General features: G+C 69.0%; 15 protein-coding genes and 1 pseudogene. 12 read left to right on the forward strand and 4 right to left on the reverse strand.

Annotation, left to right across the window (positions count from 1 at the left end):
- Nucleotides 1–850, reverse strand: an 850-nt coding sequence (locus NBX02_RS15120; protein WP_250291872.1) for an OmpA family protein, incomplete at its 3' end; no start/stop codon positions are given.
- A 393-nt stretch (nt 851–1,243) separates the two neighbouring features.
- On the reverse strand, nt 1,244–2,266 hold the full coding sequence (locus NBX02_RS15125; RefSeq protein WP_250291874.1) for a phosphatase PAP2 family protein: 1,023 nt from the start codon (nt 2,264–2,266) through the stop codon (nt 1,244–1,246).
- Nucleotides 2,267–2,799: 533 nt separating this feature from the next.
- Between NBX02_RS15125 and NBX02_RS15130 the strand changes: the two genes are divergently transcribed.
- The 9 genes from NBX02_RS15130 to NBX02_RS15170 all read left to right on the forward strand — a co-directional run bounded on the left by NBX02_RS15130 (nt 2,800) and on the right by NBX02_RS15170 (nt 11,635).
- On the forward strand, nt 2,800–3,333 hold the full coding sequence (locus tag NBX02_RS15130; RefSeq protein WP_250285249.1) for an RNA-binding domain-containing protein: 534 nt from the start codon (nt 2,800–2,802) through the stop codon (nt 3,331–3,333).
- The gene (locus NBX02_RS15135) at nt 3,330–4,352 is read left to right on the forward strand and encodes a ParA family protein (RefSeq protein ID WP_250285248.1); all 1,023 of its coding nucleotides are present in this window, start codon (nt 3,330–3,332) and stop codon (nt 4,350–4,352) included. The genes NBX02_RS15130 and NBX02_RS15135 overlap by 4 nt, the downstream gene beginning before the upstream one ends.
- A gap of 289 nt (nt 4,353–4,641) precedes the next feature.
- Nucleotides 4,642–5,646, forward strand: a complete 1,005-nt coding sequence (locus tag NBX02_RS15140; RefSeq protein WP_250285247.1) for a fatty acid desaturase — start codon at nt 4,642–4,644, stop codon at nt 5,644–5,646.
- A 12-nt stretch (nt 5,647–5,658) separates the two neighbouring features.
- The gene (locus tag NBX02_RS15145) at nt 5,659–5,916 is read left to right on the forward strand and encodes an acyl carrier protein (protein WP_250285246.1); all 258 of its coding nucleotides are present in this window, start codon (nt 5,659–5,661) and stop codon (nt 5,914–5,916) included.
- 2 nt (nt 5,917–5,918) lie between these two features.
- Nucleotides 5,919–6,821 carry a class I SAM-dependent methyltransferase gene (locus tag NBX02_RS15150; protein WP_250285245.1) on the forward strand — a complete coding sequence of 301 codons (903 nt, stop codon included), beginning with the start codon at nt 5,919–5,921 and terminating at the stop codon, nt 6,819–6,821.
- Nucleotides 6,818–8,095 carry a cytochrome P450 gene (locus NBX02_RS15155; protein ID WP_250285244.1) on the forward strand — a complete coding sequence of 426 codons (1,278 nt, stop codon included), beginning with the start codon at nt 6,818–6,820 and terminating at the stop codon, nt 8,093–8,095. The genes NBX02_RS15150 and NBX02_RS15155 overlap by 4 nt, the downstream gene beginning before the upstream one ends.
- Nucleotides 8,096–8,153: 58 nt before the next feature.
- Nucleotides 8,154–9,893 (forward strand): fatty acyl-AMP ligase, encoded by a 1,740-nt coding sequence (locus NBX02_RS15160; protein ID WP_250285243.1) that lies wholly within the window; start codon nt 8,154–8,156, stop codon nt 9,891–9,893.
- A 72-nt stretch (nt 9,894–9,965) separates the two neighbouring features.
- Complete coding sequence (locus tag NBX02_RS15165) at nt 9,966–10,412, forward strand: PaaI family thioesterase (RefSeq protein WP_250285242.1); 447 nt, start codon at nt 9,966–9,968, stop codon at nt 10,410–10,412.
- On the forward strand, nt 10,409–11,635 hold the full coding sequence (locus NBX02_RS15170; RefSeq protein ID WP_250291876.1) for a cytochrome P450: 1,227 nt from the start codon (nt 10,409–10,411) through the stop codon (nt 11,633–11,635). Before NBX02_RS15165 ends, NBX02_RS15170 begins: the two co-directional genes overlap by 4 nt.
- A gap of 56 nt (nt 11,636–11,691) precedes the next feature.
- Here the strand turns inward: NBX02_RS15170 and NBX02_RS15175 are convergent, their stop codons facing one another.
- Complete coding sequence (locus NBX02_RS15175; RefSeq protein ID WP_250285240.1) at nt 11,692–12,516, reverse strand: alpha/beta fold hydrolase; 825 nt, start codon at nt 12,514–12,516, stop codon at nt 11,692–11,694.
- Nucleotides 12,517–12,619: 103 nt separating this feature from the next.
- Nucleotides 12,620–12,949, reverse strand: a complete 330-nt coding sequence (locus NBX02_RS15180) for a GNAT family N-acetyltransferase (protein ID WP_445548450.1) — start codon at nt 12,947–12,949, stop codon at nt 12,620–12,622.
- A gap of 209 nt (nt 12,950–13,158) precedes the next feature.
- Here NBX02_RS15180 and NBX02_RS15185 point away from each other — a divergent pair, with 209 nt between their 5' ends.
- From NBX02_RS15185 to NBX02_RS15195, 3 genes and pseudogenes are all read left to right on the forward strand, one after another.
- Nucleotides 13,159–13,746, forward strand: a complete 588-nt coding sequence (locus tag NBX02_RS15185; protein WP_250285238.1) for a sigma-70 family RNA polymerase sigma factor — start codon at nt 13,159–13,161, stop codon at nt 13,744–13,746.
- Complete coding sequence (locus tag NBX02_RS15190) at nt 13,743–14,492, forward strand: anti-sigma factor (protein ID WP_250285237.1); 750 nt, start codon at nt 13,743–13,745, stop codon at nt 14,490–14,492. The genes NBX02_RS15185 and NBX02_RS15190 overlap by 4 nt, the downstream gene beginning before the upstream one ends.
- A gap of 231 nt (nt 14,493–14,723) precedes the next feature.
- Nucleotides 14,724–15,411, forward strand: a pseudogene (locus NBX02_RS15195) (molybdopterin-binding oxidoreductase); the annotation flags it as partial.

Below are 15,411 nucleotides of genomic sequence, written 5' to 3' on the forward strand. Positions count from 1 at the left end.
CCGGTGCTGTCGCGGTCCCGCCGGTCGCTGGCACCGGCGCGGCCGCGCCGGCCGTCGGGAGGGCCGAGGCGGAGGCGGCCGAGGCGGGAGCGGAGGCGGCCGGGGCGGAGGCGGCCGAGGCGGGAGCGTTTGGGGCGGAGGCGGCCGACCGGATGGTCAGACGGTTGTCGACCGTGGCGGCCGGCAGCGTCCTGCGGGTCTCGGCGAGGACGGCCGAGAGCAGCCGGGCCTCCTCCCCGGCGTCCGCCACGCCCCCCTCCAGAACCACCGAGGAACCGGCGATCGTCACCTTGTGCTCACCGGCGGCCGTCGTGAGCGTGCGGGCCAGGTCCGCGAGAACGGTGACCGGCGGCGCGGCCACGGCGGGGTCGACCGTCACCTTCCCGGTCAGCGTGCCGGTGCCCGCCGCCGCGGCCGCGCCGAGCACCTGCTCACGGGCGGCCCGGTCGGGCACGGTGGCGGTGACGGTGAGCGAGTCACCGTCGACCGCGATCACGAAGGGCCTGGCGGCGGCGCCGGAAAGCAGCGCCGGCACGATGCGGATGTCGCCGCCCAACGAGGCCGACCGTGCCCCGGGCACCCGCGCCACCACCTGGCGGGCCGCCTCGGCGTCGGTGAGGCTGGGGAACGTGCCGTGCACGGTGGCGTCCCGGCCGTCGAAGCTCACCCGCGCGCCGTCCTGGCCGTGCGAGCGCACCGCCAGGACGGCGCGGTCGGCAAGCTCGTCCTCGATGGGCTCACGCCGCAGCCCGAACGCCAGCAACGCCAGCAGCAGCCAGGCAACGACCAGGCACAGGGAGAACACAACCGGACGGGGCCGCTTCAGCGCGGCGATCTGGGCCAAGGACATCGACTGGTCTCCGCACGGATTCTGGCTGGATGGCTCTTCTGGCGGGGCTCTTCTGGCGGGGGCTGCTGGCCGGGGACTGCCGGCCGGGACATCGTGACCGGCTACGCCGGGCCACGGGCCACCGTGGCTGTGATCCATCACGACCGTGGTCCATCACGACCGCGGACCATGATGGCCGGGAACCACCATGGACATGGACATGGACATTGCATCATGGCCGGGACACTGTGGCCGGGAGCACCGTGCCCGAAACCGCCTCCGGGACGCGCCGCCGCCAACACCAGCCCCTACCAGGTAACCCCACAACGGCAGCCAACGGGATCAGGGTGGAACGGCCTACCGCCGGCCAACTCTCGCACACCGGCATACCTGTGATCTGTACCGGGCCGCCACCTATCCCCGGGGTGGCCACACCAGCGCCGGGCGCGTGGGAACACCGGCGGGGACGATCGCGGCCGGCTGGGGAAGGTGCGGCTGCTGCCGGGGAGGCTGGTCGGCCGCCCCGCCAGCCGGCTCGCCGACCTGTCCCGCCTGTTCCTGCCCGACCTGCGCCTGCCCGGCCTGCGCATGTCCCTGCGCCACCTGCGCCACCTGGTCTTCCTGGTCGTCGTCCCGGTCGGCCGGACGACCGGTGAGATGATCGTCATGACCGGCGGGACGGCCGGGGGACCGCCGTTGCCCATGTGCGAGCCGCATCACGACGGTGGCCGCCACGGCCCCGAGCCCGAGCGCGAACCAGCCTCCCAGCACGTCCAGCACATAGTGGTTGGCGGTGGCCATCACCACGAAGACCGTCGCGCCCGGGTAGAGGACGCCGAGCACCCTGGTCACGCGGTGCCGGGCCAGCCGGGCGATGTTCCAGCCGCACCACAGCGCCCAGGCGCAGTGCAGGGACGGCATGGCCGCGAACTGGTTGGTGATGCCGCCGAGCCCCTTGGGCGCGGCGCTGGAGTCCCCGGCCCACCAGCCCCAGTTGTGGAACGACGCCATCGTGTCGATGAAGCCGGCGCCGGGGAGCAGGCGCGGCGGCGCCGTGGGAAGCAGGAAGAAGCCGGTAAGGCTGATCACGGTGGTGCACACGATCGTCCACCGGGCCGTCAGGTAGCGGGGCGCTCGTTTGCGGTAGAGCCAGACAAGGACAGCCGGCGTGACGATGAAGTGGAGTGTCGCGTAGTAGTAGCAGCACACCACGGCAAGGGCGGGGACGCCCTGCAACCAGTGGTTGAGCCCGCGCTCGATGCCGAGGTGCAGGTCCGCCTGGACGCGCATGATGTCCCAGCCGACGGTGAGCGCGCTGTGGACGGAACCACCCGCCACCGACCGGGTGGCGGTGTAGGTGTAGTAGAAGATGATGATCATGGTCACTTCGACCCACACCACCGGCAGGCCGTCCGACCTGCGGCGTACATGGACCATCCGCGCCCTCCGGTTCCGATCCGGCCCACCGAGCGGTCCGGCCGTCACGTCCGGGCGCATCGCGGGCGGCCGCCCTCGACTTCAGCCATCCCCTCGACGTCAACCGTCACCGCGTGCGCCGGCATCGTCGCCGCCAGGCCGTCCGCGAGGACCGGCCAGCGACTCGTACCGGACGGCCTACCAGGACGGCATCCGCCCCGACGCCCCACAGCCCTGTGGCCACTGGCTGGCGACGTCGAACCCTCCCTCTTGCCCGCCGCTACCCGATCCGTCCACCATCCGATCTGACTGTCCGGTCTCTGCCCGCGTCCTGACCGAGGCTACATCGTCCGGCCGACAAGAAGACCACCGTTCCCTCACCCACCCAGCACAACCAGCGAACAGTCGCCCGACGAGCCGCGCGGGCCGCGCGGGCCGCGCGGGCCACGCGGGCCACGCGGTCGATCCGTGCGGGGAGACAGAGGTGTGGCCTGTCACGTCCGTGGCCACCGCGGGTGACATTTTCTCGCGACGGGTAGGACAGAATCGACGCCATGGGAACAGATCTTGCGATGACCCTGGGCACCCAGGAGACCGCCAACCTGGAGTTCAAGCGGGAGGCCAGGGATCGCAACGCCATCCGTGAGGCGATCTGCGCCCTGGCCAACGATCTTCCCGGGGTGGGCGGCGGGCATCTGATCATTGGCGTCGACAAGTCCGGTAAACCGGTCAGGGAGATCGATACTTCGGATCAGGCGCTGCTCGGGCTCACCAGCATCCGGGACGAGGGAAGAATCCTCGACCGGCCTTCGATGGTGGTCAGCCAGGCGGTCTACCAGGGGCAACCGGTCATCCAGATCGAGGTCAGCGCATCCCGGACCCCGCCGGTCCGTTTCGACAACGTCGACCGGGTCAACGACTACCGGAACCCGTCGCTGGCCGCGGCGATGAAGTCGCTGGGATATGTCAACCAGTTCGGCCGGGGTATCGGGCGTATCCGGGCCGCGCTGCGCCGGAACGGAAATCCCGGACCCGGGTTCGTCGTCGATGACGCCTCGTGGACCGTGACCCTGAGGAGCACGGTGTGATCTCGGTGGCGTTGTTCAACAACAAGGGTGGCGTGGGGAAGACCACCCTCACATACCATCTCGCGTACATGCTCCAGCGACTCGGGAAAAACGTTCTTGCCGCGGACCTGGATCCGCAGTCGAATCTGACGGCAGCGTTTCTCGACGAAGAGAAGCTTGAGCTGATCTGGCAGGAGACCGACGGGCCGGCACGCCCAGCCGGGCCGGACAGCACCGGTACGGCCAGCACAGTTGCCATCGCCGTCAAGCCGATCATGGAAGGCATGGGAGACATCCGTCCATGCCATCCCGAACAGATCCTGGACGGGCTCTGGCTGCTTGCCGGTGACCTGACGTTGAGCGCGTTCGAGGACCGGTTGAGCGAGGCCTGGCCCAAAGGCTTCACCGGGGACCCGGCCGCGCTGCGGACGACTACGGCATTCCATCGGATCATTCAGATTGCCGCGCGACAGGTCGGAGCCGATGTCGTACTCGTCGATGTCGGTCCCAACCTCGGTGCGATCAACCGGGCGGCGCTGCTTGCCGCCGACACCGTACTCGTTCCGCTGGCGGCGGACCTGTTCTCCCTCCGAGGACTGCGCAACCTCGGGCCGACCCTCCGGATGTGGCGGCGGACCTGGCACAACAAGGTGCTCCCGGACCTTCCGGCCAGGATCGACGCGCCGCCCGGGCGAATGACTCCTCTCGGTTATGTCATCATGCAGCCGACGATGCGCCTGGACCGCCCTGTCAAGGCGTATCAGCGGTGGCTTGACCGTATTCCTCAGGTCTTCGCGTCGGACGTGCTGGATGAACCGCCGGCAAACATAAATCTAAAATCATATGAAATTGCAACGCTACGCAACTACCAGAGCCTGATGCCGCTCTCGCATGACGCCCGTAAACCGATGTTCGATCTGCGGGCCGCGGACGGCGCGCTCGGCAGTACGCAGACGCTCGTCAGCCGATGCCACCGTGACTTCCGATCGCTCGCCGAAGAACTTCTACAGCGGCTGGAGTCGGTGCCGCTGGAGGCCTGAGCACGATACCCTGAGCCCGATACCTGGCGCACCCGGGAAGCAGCATGCTCCCACCGGTTTCCGCCGGCCCTCCCAGCATGCCCGACCTGTTTGGGATCCATCAGGGCGGACCACGCTCCAAGCGGCCGGATCGTCTCACGGGTTCGGTGCTGACGGTCCTCCGATAGCGAATTCCAATCCTGCGATCGGCGGTTCCCGTACACCTGTCGTGTCCGGTCGCGGCAGCTTACGATTCGGGGAGGCCCGGCTCAAGAAACCCAGGTCCAGCACCCAGGAGGGGCGGTCGAGAATGGTCGGCGTACGGCCCGCGACCCATGTGCCCGAGTCCGATTTCGGGACCGTCGGATCCGCTCCTCGCAGGAAGACGATCAGCAGTCCTTATCTGCACCGCCTGCAGCGTCGTCATTTTCTGCTGTTCGACGTCCTGCCGATCGTCGGTACTGTCGCCGCGCTCGCGTTCCTCACGGTACATCCGATCGGCGTCACCGAACTCGCCCTGCTCTTCTCGATGTGGATCGTGACCGGGCTGGGCGTCACCGTCGGTTATCACCGGCTGTTCACGCACCGCGCCTTCAAGGCCGCGCCGTCCGTCGCGGCCGTGCTCGCGGTCCTCGGCTCGATGGCCGGGCAGGGCGGCGTGGTGTCCTGGGTCGCTCTGCACCGGCGGCACCACGAGTGCAGTGACCGGGAGGGCGACCCCCACTCCCCGAACCTCGCCGGCGGTGGCCTGAAGGGCCGGCTACGCGGCCTGGCCCACTCCCATTTCCTGTGGATGCGCCGCCATGAGTACCCGAACGTCGTCCACTACGCGCCGGATCTGATCAGGAATCGCGCGCTGGTCCGGGTCGCCCGCCTCTACTACTACTGGGTCGCGCTCGGGCTCGCAATCCCCGCGCTCGTCGGCGGCCTCGTCTACCTGAGCTGGGCCGGGGCGGTCAGCGGCCTCTTCTGGGGCGGTCTGGTGCGGATGTTCGTCCTGGAACACATCATCTGGGCGATCAACTCCTTCCTGCACATGTTCGGCACCCACCCGTACGAGTCCAGGGAGAACAGCAGGAACGGCGGGATCTTCGCTCTGCTGACCTTTGGCGAGTCGTGGCACAACAACCATCACGCCTTCCCCGACTCGTCTTCTTTCGGGTTGAGCTGGTACCGTCTCGACCCGGGTTACTGGCTCATAAAAATGCTTTCTCTCGGCGGTCTCGTATGGGATGTCAAGCGCCCGTCCGAAGAGCGGATGAAAGCAAGTCGTATATCCGGTAACGGCAAGCCAGCCCCCAGCACCGCGGCATAAGGAGCGAGCACGTTGAAGCCGAGCAAGGAATCGATTGCCGACTGGTGCCAGCAGTACGTCGCGCATCTCCTCGAGGTACCGGTGGACGCGGTGGATCCGGACGCGGACTTCGACCGGCTGGGCGTCGACTCCGCCCTCGCCGTCTCCCTGCTGATCGAGGTCGAGGAACGCTACGGTGTCGAACTGGCACCCGAGGCGTTGTTCGAGAACCCGAGCATCAACGCGGTCGCCGGATATCTGTACGAGCAGAGCCAGCAGCGCGTGGCATAGTCATGACCGCATCAGCCGACATCGGCCGGACGACCGGGGCGGCGGCCGCCATCCGTCACCACTACGACGTCGGGAACGCGTTCTACAGCCTCTGGCTGGACCGTTCGCTGACCTATTCGTGCGCGCTCCGGGAAGGCCCGGACGACACCCTGGAAAACGCGCAGGACCGGAAGCTGCGGTTTCACCTGGACGCGGTCCGGGCCGAGAGGGCCCGCAGCGTGCTGGACATCGGCTGCGGCTGGGGTGCCGTCCTGCGGCGGCTGGCGGAGGAACACCGGGTCCAGCGGTCCGTCGGTCTCACCCTCAGCGAGGAGCAGGCGTCCTTCGTCCGCTCCCAGGGATATCCGGGTGTGGAGGTGCGTACGGAGAACTGGCTGCACTACGAGCCGGACGCGTCCTTCGACGGGATCATATCCATCGGCGCGTTCGAGCATTTCGCCCGGCCCACGGACTCCCCCACCGAGAAGATCGGCCTGTACCGGGAGTTCTTCACCCGCTGCCGCGGCTGGCTGAACCGGGACGGTGTGCTGTCGCTGCAGACGATCGCATACGCGAACATGTCCCGCGCGGACGCGAGCGGGTTCATCCAGCAGGAGATATTTCCCGAAGCCGACCTGCCGACACTCGCGGAGATCACAGCCGCGGCCGAGGGAGTTTTCGAGGTCCGGTCGGTGAGCAACGGGCGGCTCGACTACGCCTGGACGTGCGAGGAGTGGGCCCGCCGGCTGCGCCGGCACCGCGACGAGGCCGTCCAGATCGTCGGGCCGGAGGTGGTCGCCCGGTACGAGCGCTATCTGAAGCTGTCCGCCCTCGGCTTCCGGATGGGAAAGATCTGCCTGTTCAGAATCGTTCTTCAGCCTTTCCGGAGCGGATACTTCGACAGCCGTGGGGGGCGGGCGGGATGACGGTGGAGACACCCGGCGCGGCGGCTGCCAGCACCATCGGGCCGGCGCCGGCGGCAGTCCGTTTCAACCCCTTCAGCGCCGAGTTCCGGCGTTCCCCCTACCCGCTCTACCGGCAGCTTCGCGACACCCAGCCCGTTCACCGGGCACTGGGCATGTGGGTGCTCACGCGGTATACCGACGTACAGGGCGTCCTGCGCGACCGTACCTTCAGCGCCGGGCTCATACCCGAGCTGATCAGCCGGCAGGCGAGCCGGCTGTCGCAGCAGGACAACGTGGCGCTCATCGGGCGGCTGGGCAGGAAGTCGCTCGTCTTCACCGACAACCCGGACCACGCCCGGCTGCGCGGGCTGGTGAACCGGGTGTTCACGGCGCAGGAAATCGACAGGCTCCGTCCCCGTGTCTCGCGGGCTGTCGAACAGCTGATACAGCGGGCCTGGGACGACGGTGGCATGGACGCCGTCACCGACTTCGCCGCGCCCCTGCCGGTCACGGTCCTGTGCGACTGGATGGCGCTCCCAGGGGATCTGCGCGCACACGTCGGCCAGTGGACGCATGACATCCGTTTCCTGCTCGAGCCGGGGCTGATGAAGGCCGCGGACTTCACCCGGGTGTGCGATGTCGTCGAAATGTTCGCGCGGGCCCTGGACGAGGTGATTGCCGAGCGCCGGTCCTGGCCGGGCGACGACCTGATAAGCCAGCTGCTCGCCGCGCGGACCGCCGGCGGCGACAGGCTCAGCGACGAAGAGCTCGTCTTCGTGTGCATCATGTGCTTTGTCGCCGGCAACGAGACCACGAAATCCCTGATCGGGAACGGCCTGCTCGCGCTGCTCCAGCATCCGGCGCAGGACGCTCTCCTGCGCCGCCGCCCGGAGCTCGCGCCAGCGGCCGTCGAGGAGGCGCTGCGCTACGACAGCCCGCTGCAGATGACCAAACGTCTCGCGACACGCGAGGTCGACATCGACGGGAAACGGGTGCGGGAAGGCGACCAGGTTCTGCTGTGTCTCGGCGCCGCGAACCGCGATCCCGCGGTGTTCGCGCAGCCGGACGAGTTCGACATCACCCGTGACGCCAAGGGGCATCTCGCCTTCGGCCACGGAATGCACGGCTGCCTGGGCGGGCTGCTGGCCCGGCTGCAGGCGGAGGTTACCTTCGAACACCTGTACCGACGCGCTGAACGCCTGGAGTTGCTGACAGAGCAGCTCCAGTGGCAGGAGCACAGTTTCATCGTCCGCGGCCTGACAAGTCTCCCGGTCGCGCCGAGGAGCATCGTCTGAATCGCCGGGACGCCGGGGTGAGCCCGATCGGGATCCGCTCGCGGACAGGGGAAGAAAAATGACGCGGCAGAAAATTTTGCTCCCGGATGTCCTGCGCGGCCGCGCCGCCCTCGAGCCGACCGGCAGAGCGTATGTCTTCCTGGACGAGTACGAGAAGGAAAAAGAAGTCCTGACGTATGGCGAGCTGCATGCGCGAGCGCTCGCCGTGGCCGGCTGGCTGGGCCGGCACTGCGGTGCCGGCGACCGGGCACTGCTGGTTTTCCCACCGGGCCTGGATTTCATCGTCGCGTATTTCGGATGTCTCTATGCGCAGGTCGTCGCGGTACCCGTCAACCCGCCGCGCAAGCAGCAGGTGCAGGACACGACGCTGCGCATCGTGCGGGACTGTGAGCCTGCCGCGGTACTCACCGTCAACTACATGGTCGAGAACACCCGATCCGCGCTGGAGCCGGTCCACGCGGTCCCGCACTGGCTTCCGGTCGACCGGATCACCGACATGGCGGAGACGGGTTTCGACCCGTCGCCCTGCTCGGCGGGCTCCATCGCCTTCCTGCAGTACACGTCGGGTTCCACATCCGACCCGAAAGGGGTCGTGGTCTCCCACGGTAACCTTGCCGCGAACCAGGAGATGATACGTCGGGCATTCGGCCATGACCGGGACTCGACGTTCGTCGGCTGGGCGCCGCTCTTCCACGACCAGGGGCTGATCGGGAACGTCCTGCAGCCCCTCTGGATCGGGGCGACCAGCATCCTCATGTCGCCGATGGCGTTCATCCGCTGGCCGCTGCTGTGGCTGTCGGCTGTTTCCCGGTACCGTGCCCACACCAGCGGCGGGCCGAACTTCGCGTTCGACGCCTGCGTCACGCGGGCCGCCAGAGGGGACATTCCAGAGCTTGACCTGAGCTGCTGGAAGGTCGCGTTCAACGGCGCCGAGCCCATCCGGCCCGAAACGCTGCGCCGGTTCGCCGAGGCCTTCGCGCCCTTCGGTTTCAGTGAGCGGGCGCTCTACCCGTGCTACGGGCTGGCCGAGGCGACTCTGCTGGTGACCGGCAGCCAGAAGGGCCGCGGCCCGCGCACCATCGAGGCGGACGTCGACGCGCTCGCTGACAGACGCTATGCCGAGGCCGCCGACGGCCGCGGCCGGAGCCTCGCGGGCTCCGGGCTTCTTCTTCCGGAGGAAACGCTCCGGATCGTGGACCCTGAAACGAAATGCCCGTGCCCGGCGAACCAGGTGGGAGAGATCTGGGTCGCCGGGGAGCACGTGGCACAGGGCTACTGGCGGCGCCCGCAGGCCACCGCCGACACGTTCCGGGCCGAATGTGACGGCGAGCCCGGCCGTACCTACCTGCGCACCGGCGATCTCGGCCTGGTGGTCGACGGCGAACTGTACGTGGTGGGCAGGCTGAAGGACCTTGTGATCATTCGGGGGCGGAACTACTATCCGCAGGACATCGAACACACCGTCCAGTCGTCACACGCCGCGCTGAGATCCGGCGGGTGTGCCGCGTTCTCGGTTCCCGGCCCCGACGGGGAGAAACTCGTCGTCGTGCAGGAAATCAGGGGCGACCAACGGCGGAAGGCGGACGCGCGGGACGTCGCCGCGTCGATCCGGGCGGCGGTGGTACGGGAGCACGACCTTTCCCTGGGCGATCTGGTGCTGACCCTGCCGGGCCGGCTGCGGAAGACCAGCAGCGGCAAGATCATGCGGGCTGCCGCCAGAAAGCGCTATCTGGAGAACGGTTTCGAGGCCTGGGCACCGGCGGCACCATCAGCACCGTCGGCACCGTCGGCCGCCTGAAGGATTCGCCCGAAGGACGCACCTGAAGAACTCTCCCGAAGAACTCGTCGACCAGCGGGGAGAACCCTGGACATGGCAGTGCTGGAAACGCCGAACCCCGCCTTCGAACGGTTCGTGCGGGATACCGTCCTGAACATGCCGGCCGCGCGGCACCTGGGTTTCACCTTCGGCCGGATAGCGCCGGGGGACGTCGAGATCATTCAGCCGTACCGGGAGGAGCTCACGCAGCACGACGGCTTCGTCCAGGGCGGTGTGCTCGGCGCGCTGGCGGACTTCGCCGGTGGCTGCGCGGCCGGCACGCTGCTGCCACCCGGATGGGTGAACATGACCATCGACTACACCGTCAAGATCCTGGCCCCGGCGAAGGGGGAGAAAATCGTCGCGCGTGGCCGGGTCGTCAAGGCGGGCCCTGTCATGACCGTCGCCGCGGCCGAGGTCTATTCGGCCGACAGGGCCGACGAGACACTCTGCGCCACCGCTTTCGTGACCATGCGCAATATCAGGGCGGCCAGATCATGACGACACGAGGAAGCTCCGAGGAAGCGTTCGTCTTCAACCCGTTCGCCGGCGGTTTCAGCGACGATCCCTATCCCCACTACGCGGAACTGCGTGACACCGCGCCCGCCCACGAGCATCCGCTCGGCTTCTGGATCCTGTCCAGGTACGAGGACGTGTCGAAACTGCAGAGATCCGGGCACTCCGTCGACGAGCGGCACCTGACACGCCTGCCGCGGTGGAAGAGCGACTCCCGCACGCTCGGCAAGGAGAACCGGCTGATGTGCGGGCTGGCCATCCTCGACCAGGACCCGCCGAACCACACGAGGCTTCGCCGCCTTGTCTCCAAGGCCTTCACCCGACGTGCCGTCGACGCGCTGGAACCGCGGATCGCGGCGCTTGTCGACCAGGCGTTGGACCGGGTCGCGGATGCGGGCCGCGCGGACCTCGTCGCCGAACTCACCTTCCCGCTCCCCTTCAGCGTGATCTCGGAGATGCTGGGCATCCCGGTGGTGGAGCACACCCGTATCCGTGAGCTCACCGGAACGCTGGTGCGCGCGCTCGAGCCGCTCGCCGACCCGGCCCTGCAGGCCGAGATCCGGTCGGCCAACCGCGAGCTGACGGGAATCGTCGGCGACATGACCGACTGGAAACGGGACAATCCCGGCGACGACCTGATCAGCGCGCTTATCGCCGCCGAGCACGACGGCGACGTGCTCAGCGGGGACGAACTGGTCGCCCAGGTCATGTTCCTCTACATCGCGGGCCACGAAAGCACGATGAACCTGCTCGCGGGCGGGATTCTCGCGCTCCTGCGCCATCCCGACCAGCTGCGGCTGCTGCGGGAGGAGCCCGGGCTCGCCGCCAACGCCGTGGAGGAGATCCTCCGCTACGACACCCCGGTACACCTGATGCGGCGGATAACCGTCGAGCCCCTCGCCGTACACGGCGAGGAGATCCCGGCCGGCGCGTGGGTGGTGGCCGCCCTGGCCGCGGCCAACCGGGATCCGCGGTTCTGGGGGGCGGACGCCGACAAGCTCCGGCTGGACCGGCCGAACGCGCACCAGAACGTCTCGTTCGGCGCCGGTATACACCACTGTCTCGGCGCGGCACTGGCCCGGCTGGAAGCCCGGGTCACCTTCACCCGGTTCGTCCGGCGCTTCCCCTCGGCCACGGTCGAGGAGGTCCGCTGGAACGGCCGGATCAACGTACGCGGTCCGGCGGAACTGTCGATAGTTGTACGGTAGGTGAATTCCGCCTGATACGGGCGGTGGGTGGCCCGGTCAGGCCCGGTCAGGCCCGGTCAGGCCCGGTCGGCCGTGGCAAGGAACTTCTCCAGCAGGCTGGTGATCGCCGCGGGCTGTTCCAGGGTGCTGCTGTGCCCGCAGCTCGCGACGATCCGCAGCTGGGCCCCTGGAATGCGGGCGGTGATGCGCTCCGATTTCTCCACCGGGGCGGCCCTGTCGTCGGCACCGACGACGACAAGTGTGGGCACCGTGATACCGGTGATCTCCCGCTCCACCGACGCGCGGCTGACCACCCCGAGCACCGCCTTGCGTATGGCGGCGCGCTTGTTGCCGCTGAGCCGGCCGGCCCACTCGTCGATCGTGGCCGCGCTGGCCGCGTCGGCGAGGAAGGCGGGGCCGAACATGTGCGGGCTGACCTTTCCCAGAATCGGTCTGATACCGAACAGACGCAGCAGCAACGCCAGCAGCTTGTACTCGCGGGCTTTGCTCCGCTCCTCGGCCCCGGCGCTGGTGTCCAGCAGTGTCAGCGAACGCAACAGCTCACCATGGCGGGCCGCGATGCGCTGCCCGACAAAACCACCCATGGACAGCCCCACCCAGTGCACCGGCGCGACCCCGAGCTCCCGGATCAGCGCGACCGCGTCACCGGTGAGGGTGTCCATGTCATAGCCGCCGGCGGCGGCCGGGGTATCGCCCTGCCCACGCCAGTCGACCGCCACACAGCGATAGCGCTCACGCAGGGCCGCGATCTGTGCGCGAAACATCCAGCCACCGAACAACAGGCCGTGCCCGAACACAATGGTCGGCGCGTCCGGCAGCCCCGCCGGCACCCCGGTATCACTGTAGGAAATCGTCACACCACTGACATCGATAGTAGGCACGCTGCCCTCGTCCCCGCCGGCGACCAACAACCGGACGTCAGCGTAATAGACATGCCTGCCACACAATGAGACCACACGATGACCAACAGGCTAATTCAGCTCTTCACACCGGTACGGGAGAGCCGCGCAACACGACCGCGGCAGCGATGTGCGGGTCGAGCGACGGCATAGACATCCTGGTCTTTGCCGTGCAGGGACTCGGTGCGATATGACAGGTCGTGCCGATCTTTTCGTCTACCCGGATCGACGAAATGTTGTCGCCGTCGATGCCAGAGAGCACCTGATCGACGGCCGGGGGCCCGCAGGCGAACCGGAGCGAGATGTGCGCGGTTCCCGTCGCGAGCCCGCGGCACCAGTGGGGCTGGGCGATGAACCAGGTCACCTCGACACCGGTCCTGGCTTTCTGAACCGACGGCTCCCGACACGCCCAGATGGCGGAAGAGTACCTTCATATTTACGGTGAGTCACGATTTTCAGGAACAAGTCGGGTGCCATCCGGTGCCGAACAGTTCGTTCAGGGGGCGGGAGCACCACCGCCAGCGGGCCGAGCAGTGCGCCTGTCTGTGACAATGCCTGTCTCGAGCAATCCGGGAGGGGCCCGGCGCCGAAGCACTGGTGACAGTGTCACAGTTGGAGGTGTCCATGCGCGTCGCGGCATACGGCGACCAGCCCCCGGCGCCGTCTCCCGGTGTCCTGGAGTCGTTGCTCGGCCGCGTCGCACGTGGCGATCAACAGGCGTTCGAGAGTCTCTACGCCGCGGTGGCCGGGCCGGTCATGGGCCTGGTGCGCACGCTGGTACGGGATCCGGCCCAGTCGGAGGAGGTCACCCAGGAGGTGCTCATCGAGGTGTGGCGCTGCGCGGCCCGCTTCGATGCCCGGCAGGGCAGCGCCATGGCGTGGATCATGACGTTGGCGCACCGCCGCGCGGTGGACCGGGTGCGCTCGGCGCAGGCGGCGGCGGACCGCGAGCACCGGGCCGGGGCGCGTGGTCGCGGCCCGGCGTTCGACGAGGTCAGCGAGCAGGTCGAGCACCGTCTGGAGCGCGCCCAGGTGCGACGCTGCCTGGAACGGCTGACCGATCTGCAGCGGGAGTCGGTGATACTCGCCTACTACCGCGGCTACACCTACCGGGAGACCGCCGACCTGCTGGGCGCGCCGCTGGGGACGGTCAAGACCCGGCTGCGCGACGGGCTGATCCGGCTCCGTGACTGCCTGGGGGTGTCCGTATGACCACCGCCGACCTGCACACGTTGACCGGCGCCTACGCCCTGGGTGCGCTGCCGGCGGAGGAAGCGGAACAGTTCGCCCACCACCTGGCGGCGTGTCAGGCGTGCGCCCAGGAGGTGCGGGAACTGCGGGAGACCGCGGCCCGGCTCGCGCTGGCGGTGGCGGAGGCCCCCCCAGCCGCCCTGCGTTCCCGGGTGATGGCGGCGGTGGCCGAGACCAGGCAGCTTCCGCCGACCGGGCGCGGAACCCCGGTGGCGCTGCCGGCCCGCCGGCTGCGGTGGCGGCGGCTGCCGCACCTGGTGGCCGCCGCATGCCTGCTGCTGGCTGTGATCAGCGGAGGTCTGGCCGTCGACGCCCGGCACGAGGCCGACCGGCAGCGTGCCCACACCGCCCAGGTCGAGCAACAGGCGGTGGCGCTGAGCGCGCTGATGACAGCGCCGGACGCCACGATCCGTGCCACCGTCCTGCGGGGCGGGGGCGGTGGCACCGTCGTGGTCTCCCCGCGGTTCGGCCAGGCCGCGTTCGTCTACCACGATCTGCCGGCGCTTGCCGACGGGCGGGTCTACCAGCTGTGGTACAGCCGGAACGGGACGATGGTGCCCGCGGGGCTCGTGAAGACCGGCCGTTCCTCGGGCGCGCTGCTCCTGACCGGTCAGACGCAGGGGGCGGACGGGGTCGGCGTGACGGCGGAGCCCCGGGGCGGCTCCCCCAGCCCCACCAGCGCGCCGCTGGCCCTGCTTTCGCTCTGACTTCTCTTTGACCCCGGGCTTCTTCCACGCTCACCCGTAACAGCCGGACCGCGTGTTCGGCCGCCGGCCGCCGGCCGCCGGCCGCCGCGTTGCCCGTCCGATGGCCCGCGGTGACGTGCTGTCAGGAGACAGCCGCTGGTCACCGGCCGCCACGGGCGGCGCGGAAAAGACGCGGAAAGAAAAACGGAAAAGCGGCCGAGCCCGACCAAGCCACGGCGGCGATCGCACCGAATGACAGTTGTGGTCGACGAGACGATGGCGGTGGAGAGCGGCGCGGACGGCCTTCCGCGACCAGCGCGACTGGTGCGGCTGGTCCTTGCCGGGCTCGGTGGGCTGATCGCCGGATTCGCCGCCCTTGCGGGGGCGGAACTGGCCGCTGCCGCGGTCAGGCCGCAGGCTGGCCCGGTCATCGCCGTCGGTGGGGCGGCGATCGACCTGGCTCCGCCGGCACTGAAGGACTTCGCCGTCCGGCACTTCGGCACCAACGACAAACTGGTGCTGCAACTGGGCATCCTGGCGGTTCTCGCGCTGTTCGCGATCGCGATCGGCCTGACAGCCCTGCGGTACCGGACGGCCGGTGTGCTCGGCATCCTGCTGTTCGGCGTGGTCGGAGCCGTCGCCGCCGCATCCCGCCCGGATGCGGAAACGCTCGATCCGCTGCCGTCCGTGGCCGGTGCGCTCATCGCAGCCGTGGTTCTGAGCATGCTCATCCGTCGGCTGACCACCCCTCCGGCGGGCCTCCCGGACTCCGGAAACGCCGTTGCCCACGATGATCATTCGGTATCCGCGCGACCAGATCCCACGCAACCGGAGCCCACACCGCCCGTACCAGCGGTCACGCCAGCGCCCACAGCCACCCCGGCGCGGCCCGTGCCCACAGCCACCCCGGCGCGGCCCGCGCCCACGGCCACGCCGGCGC

The organism is Protofrankia sp. CiP1_Cm_nod1 (assembly GCF_920888515.1).
Classification (GTDB): domain Bacteria; phylum Actinomycetota; class Actinomycetes; order Frankiales; family Frankiaceae; genus Protofrankia.

Coding starts and splice junctions, on each gene's coding strand:
- NBX02_RS15125 (WP_250291874.1), bottom strand. CDS start 2,266: ATGGTCCATGTACGCCGCAGGTCGGACGGCCTGCCGGTGGTGTGGGTC.
- NBX02_RS15130 (WP_250285249.1), top strand. CDS start 2,800: ATGGGAACAGATCTTGCGATGACCCTGGGCACCCAGGAGACCGCCAAC.
- NBX02_RS15140 (WP_250285247.1), top strand. CDS start 4,642: ATGGTCGGCGTACGGCCCGCGACCCATGTGCCCGAGTCCGATTTCGGG.
- NBX02_RS15150 (WP_250285245.1), top strand. CDS start 5,919: ATGACCGCATCAGCCGACATCGGCCGGACGACCGGGGCGGCGGCCGCC.
- NBX02_RS15155 (WP_250285244.1), top strand. CDS start 6,818: ATGACGGTGGAGACACCCGGCGCGGCGGCTGCCAGCACCATCGGGCCG.
- NBX02_RS15160 (WP_250285243.1), top strand. CDS start 8,154: ATGACGCGGCAGAAAATTTTGCTCCCGGATGTCCTGCGCGGCCGCGCC.
- NBX02_RS15165 (WP_250285242.1), top strand. CDS start 9,966: ATGGCAGTGCTGGAAACGCCGAACCCCGCCTTCGAACGGTTCGTGCGG.
- NBX02_RS15170 (WP_250291876.1), top strand. CDS start 10,409: ATGACGACACGAGGAAGCTCCGAGGAAGCGTTCGTCTTCAACCCGTTC.
- NBX02_RS15185 (WP_250285238.1), top strand. CDS start 13,159: ATGCGCGTCGCGGCATACGGCGACCAGCCCCCGGCGCCGTCTCCCGGT.
- NBX02_RS15190 (WP_250285237.1), top strand. CDS start 13,743: ATGACCACCGCCGACCTGCACACGTTGACCGGCGCCTACGCCCTGGGT.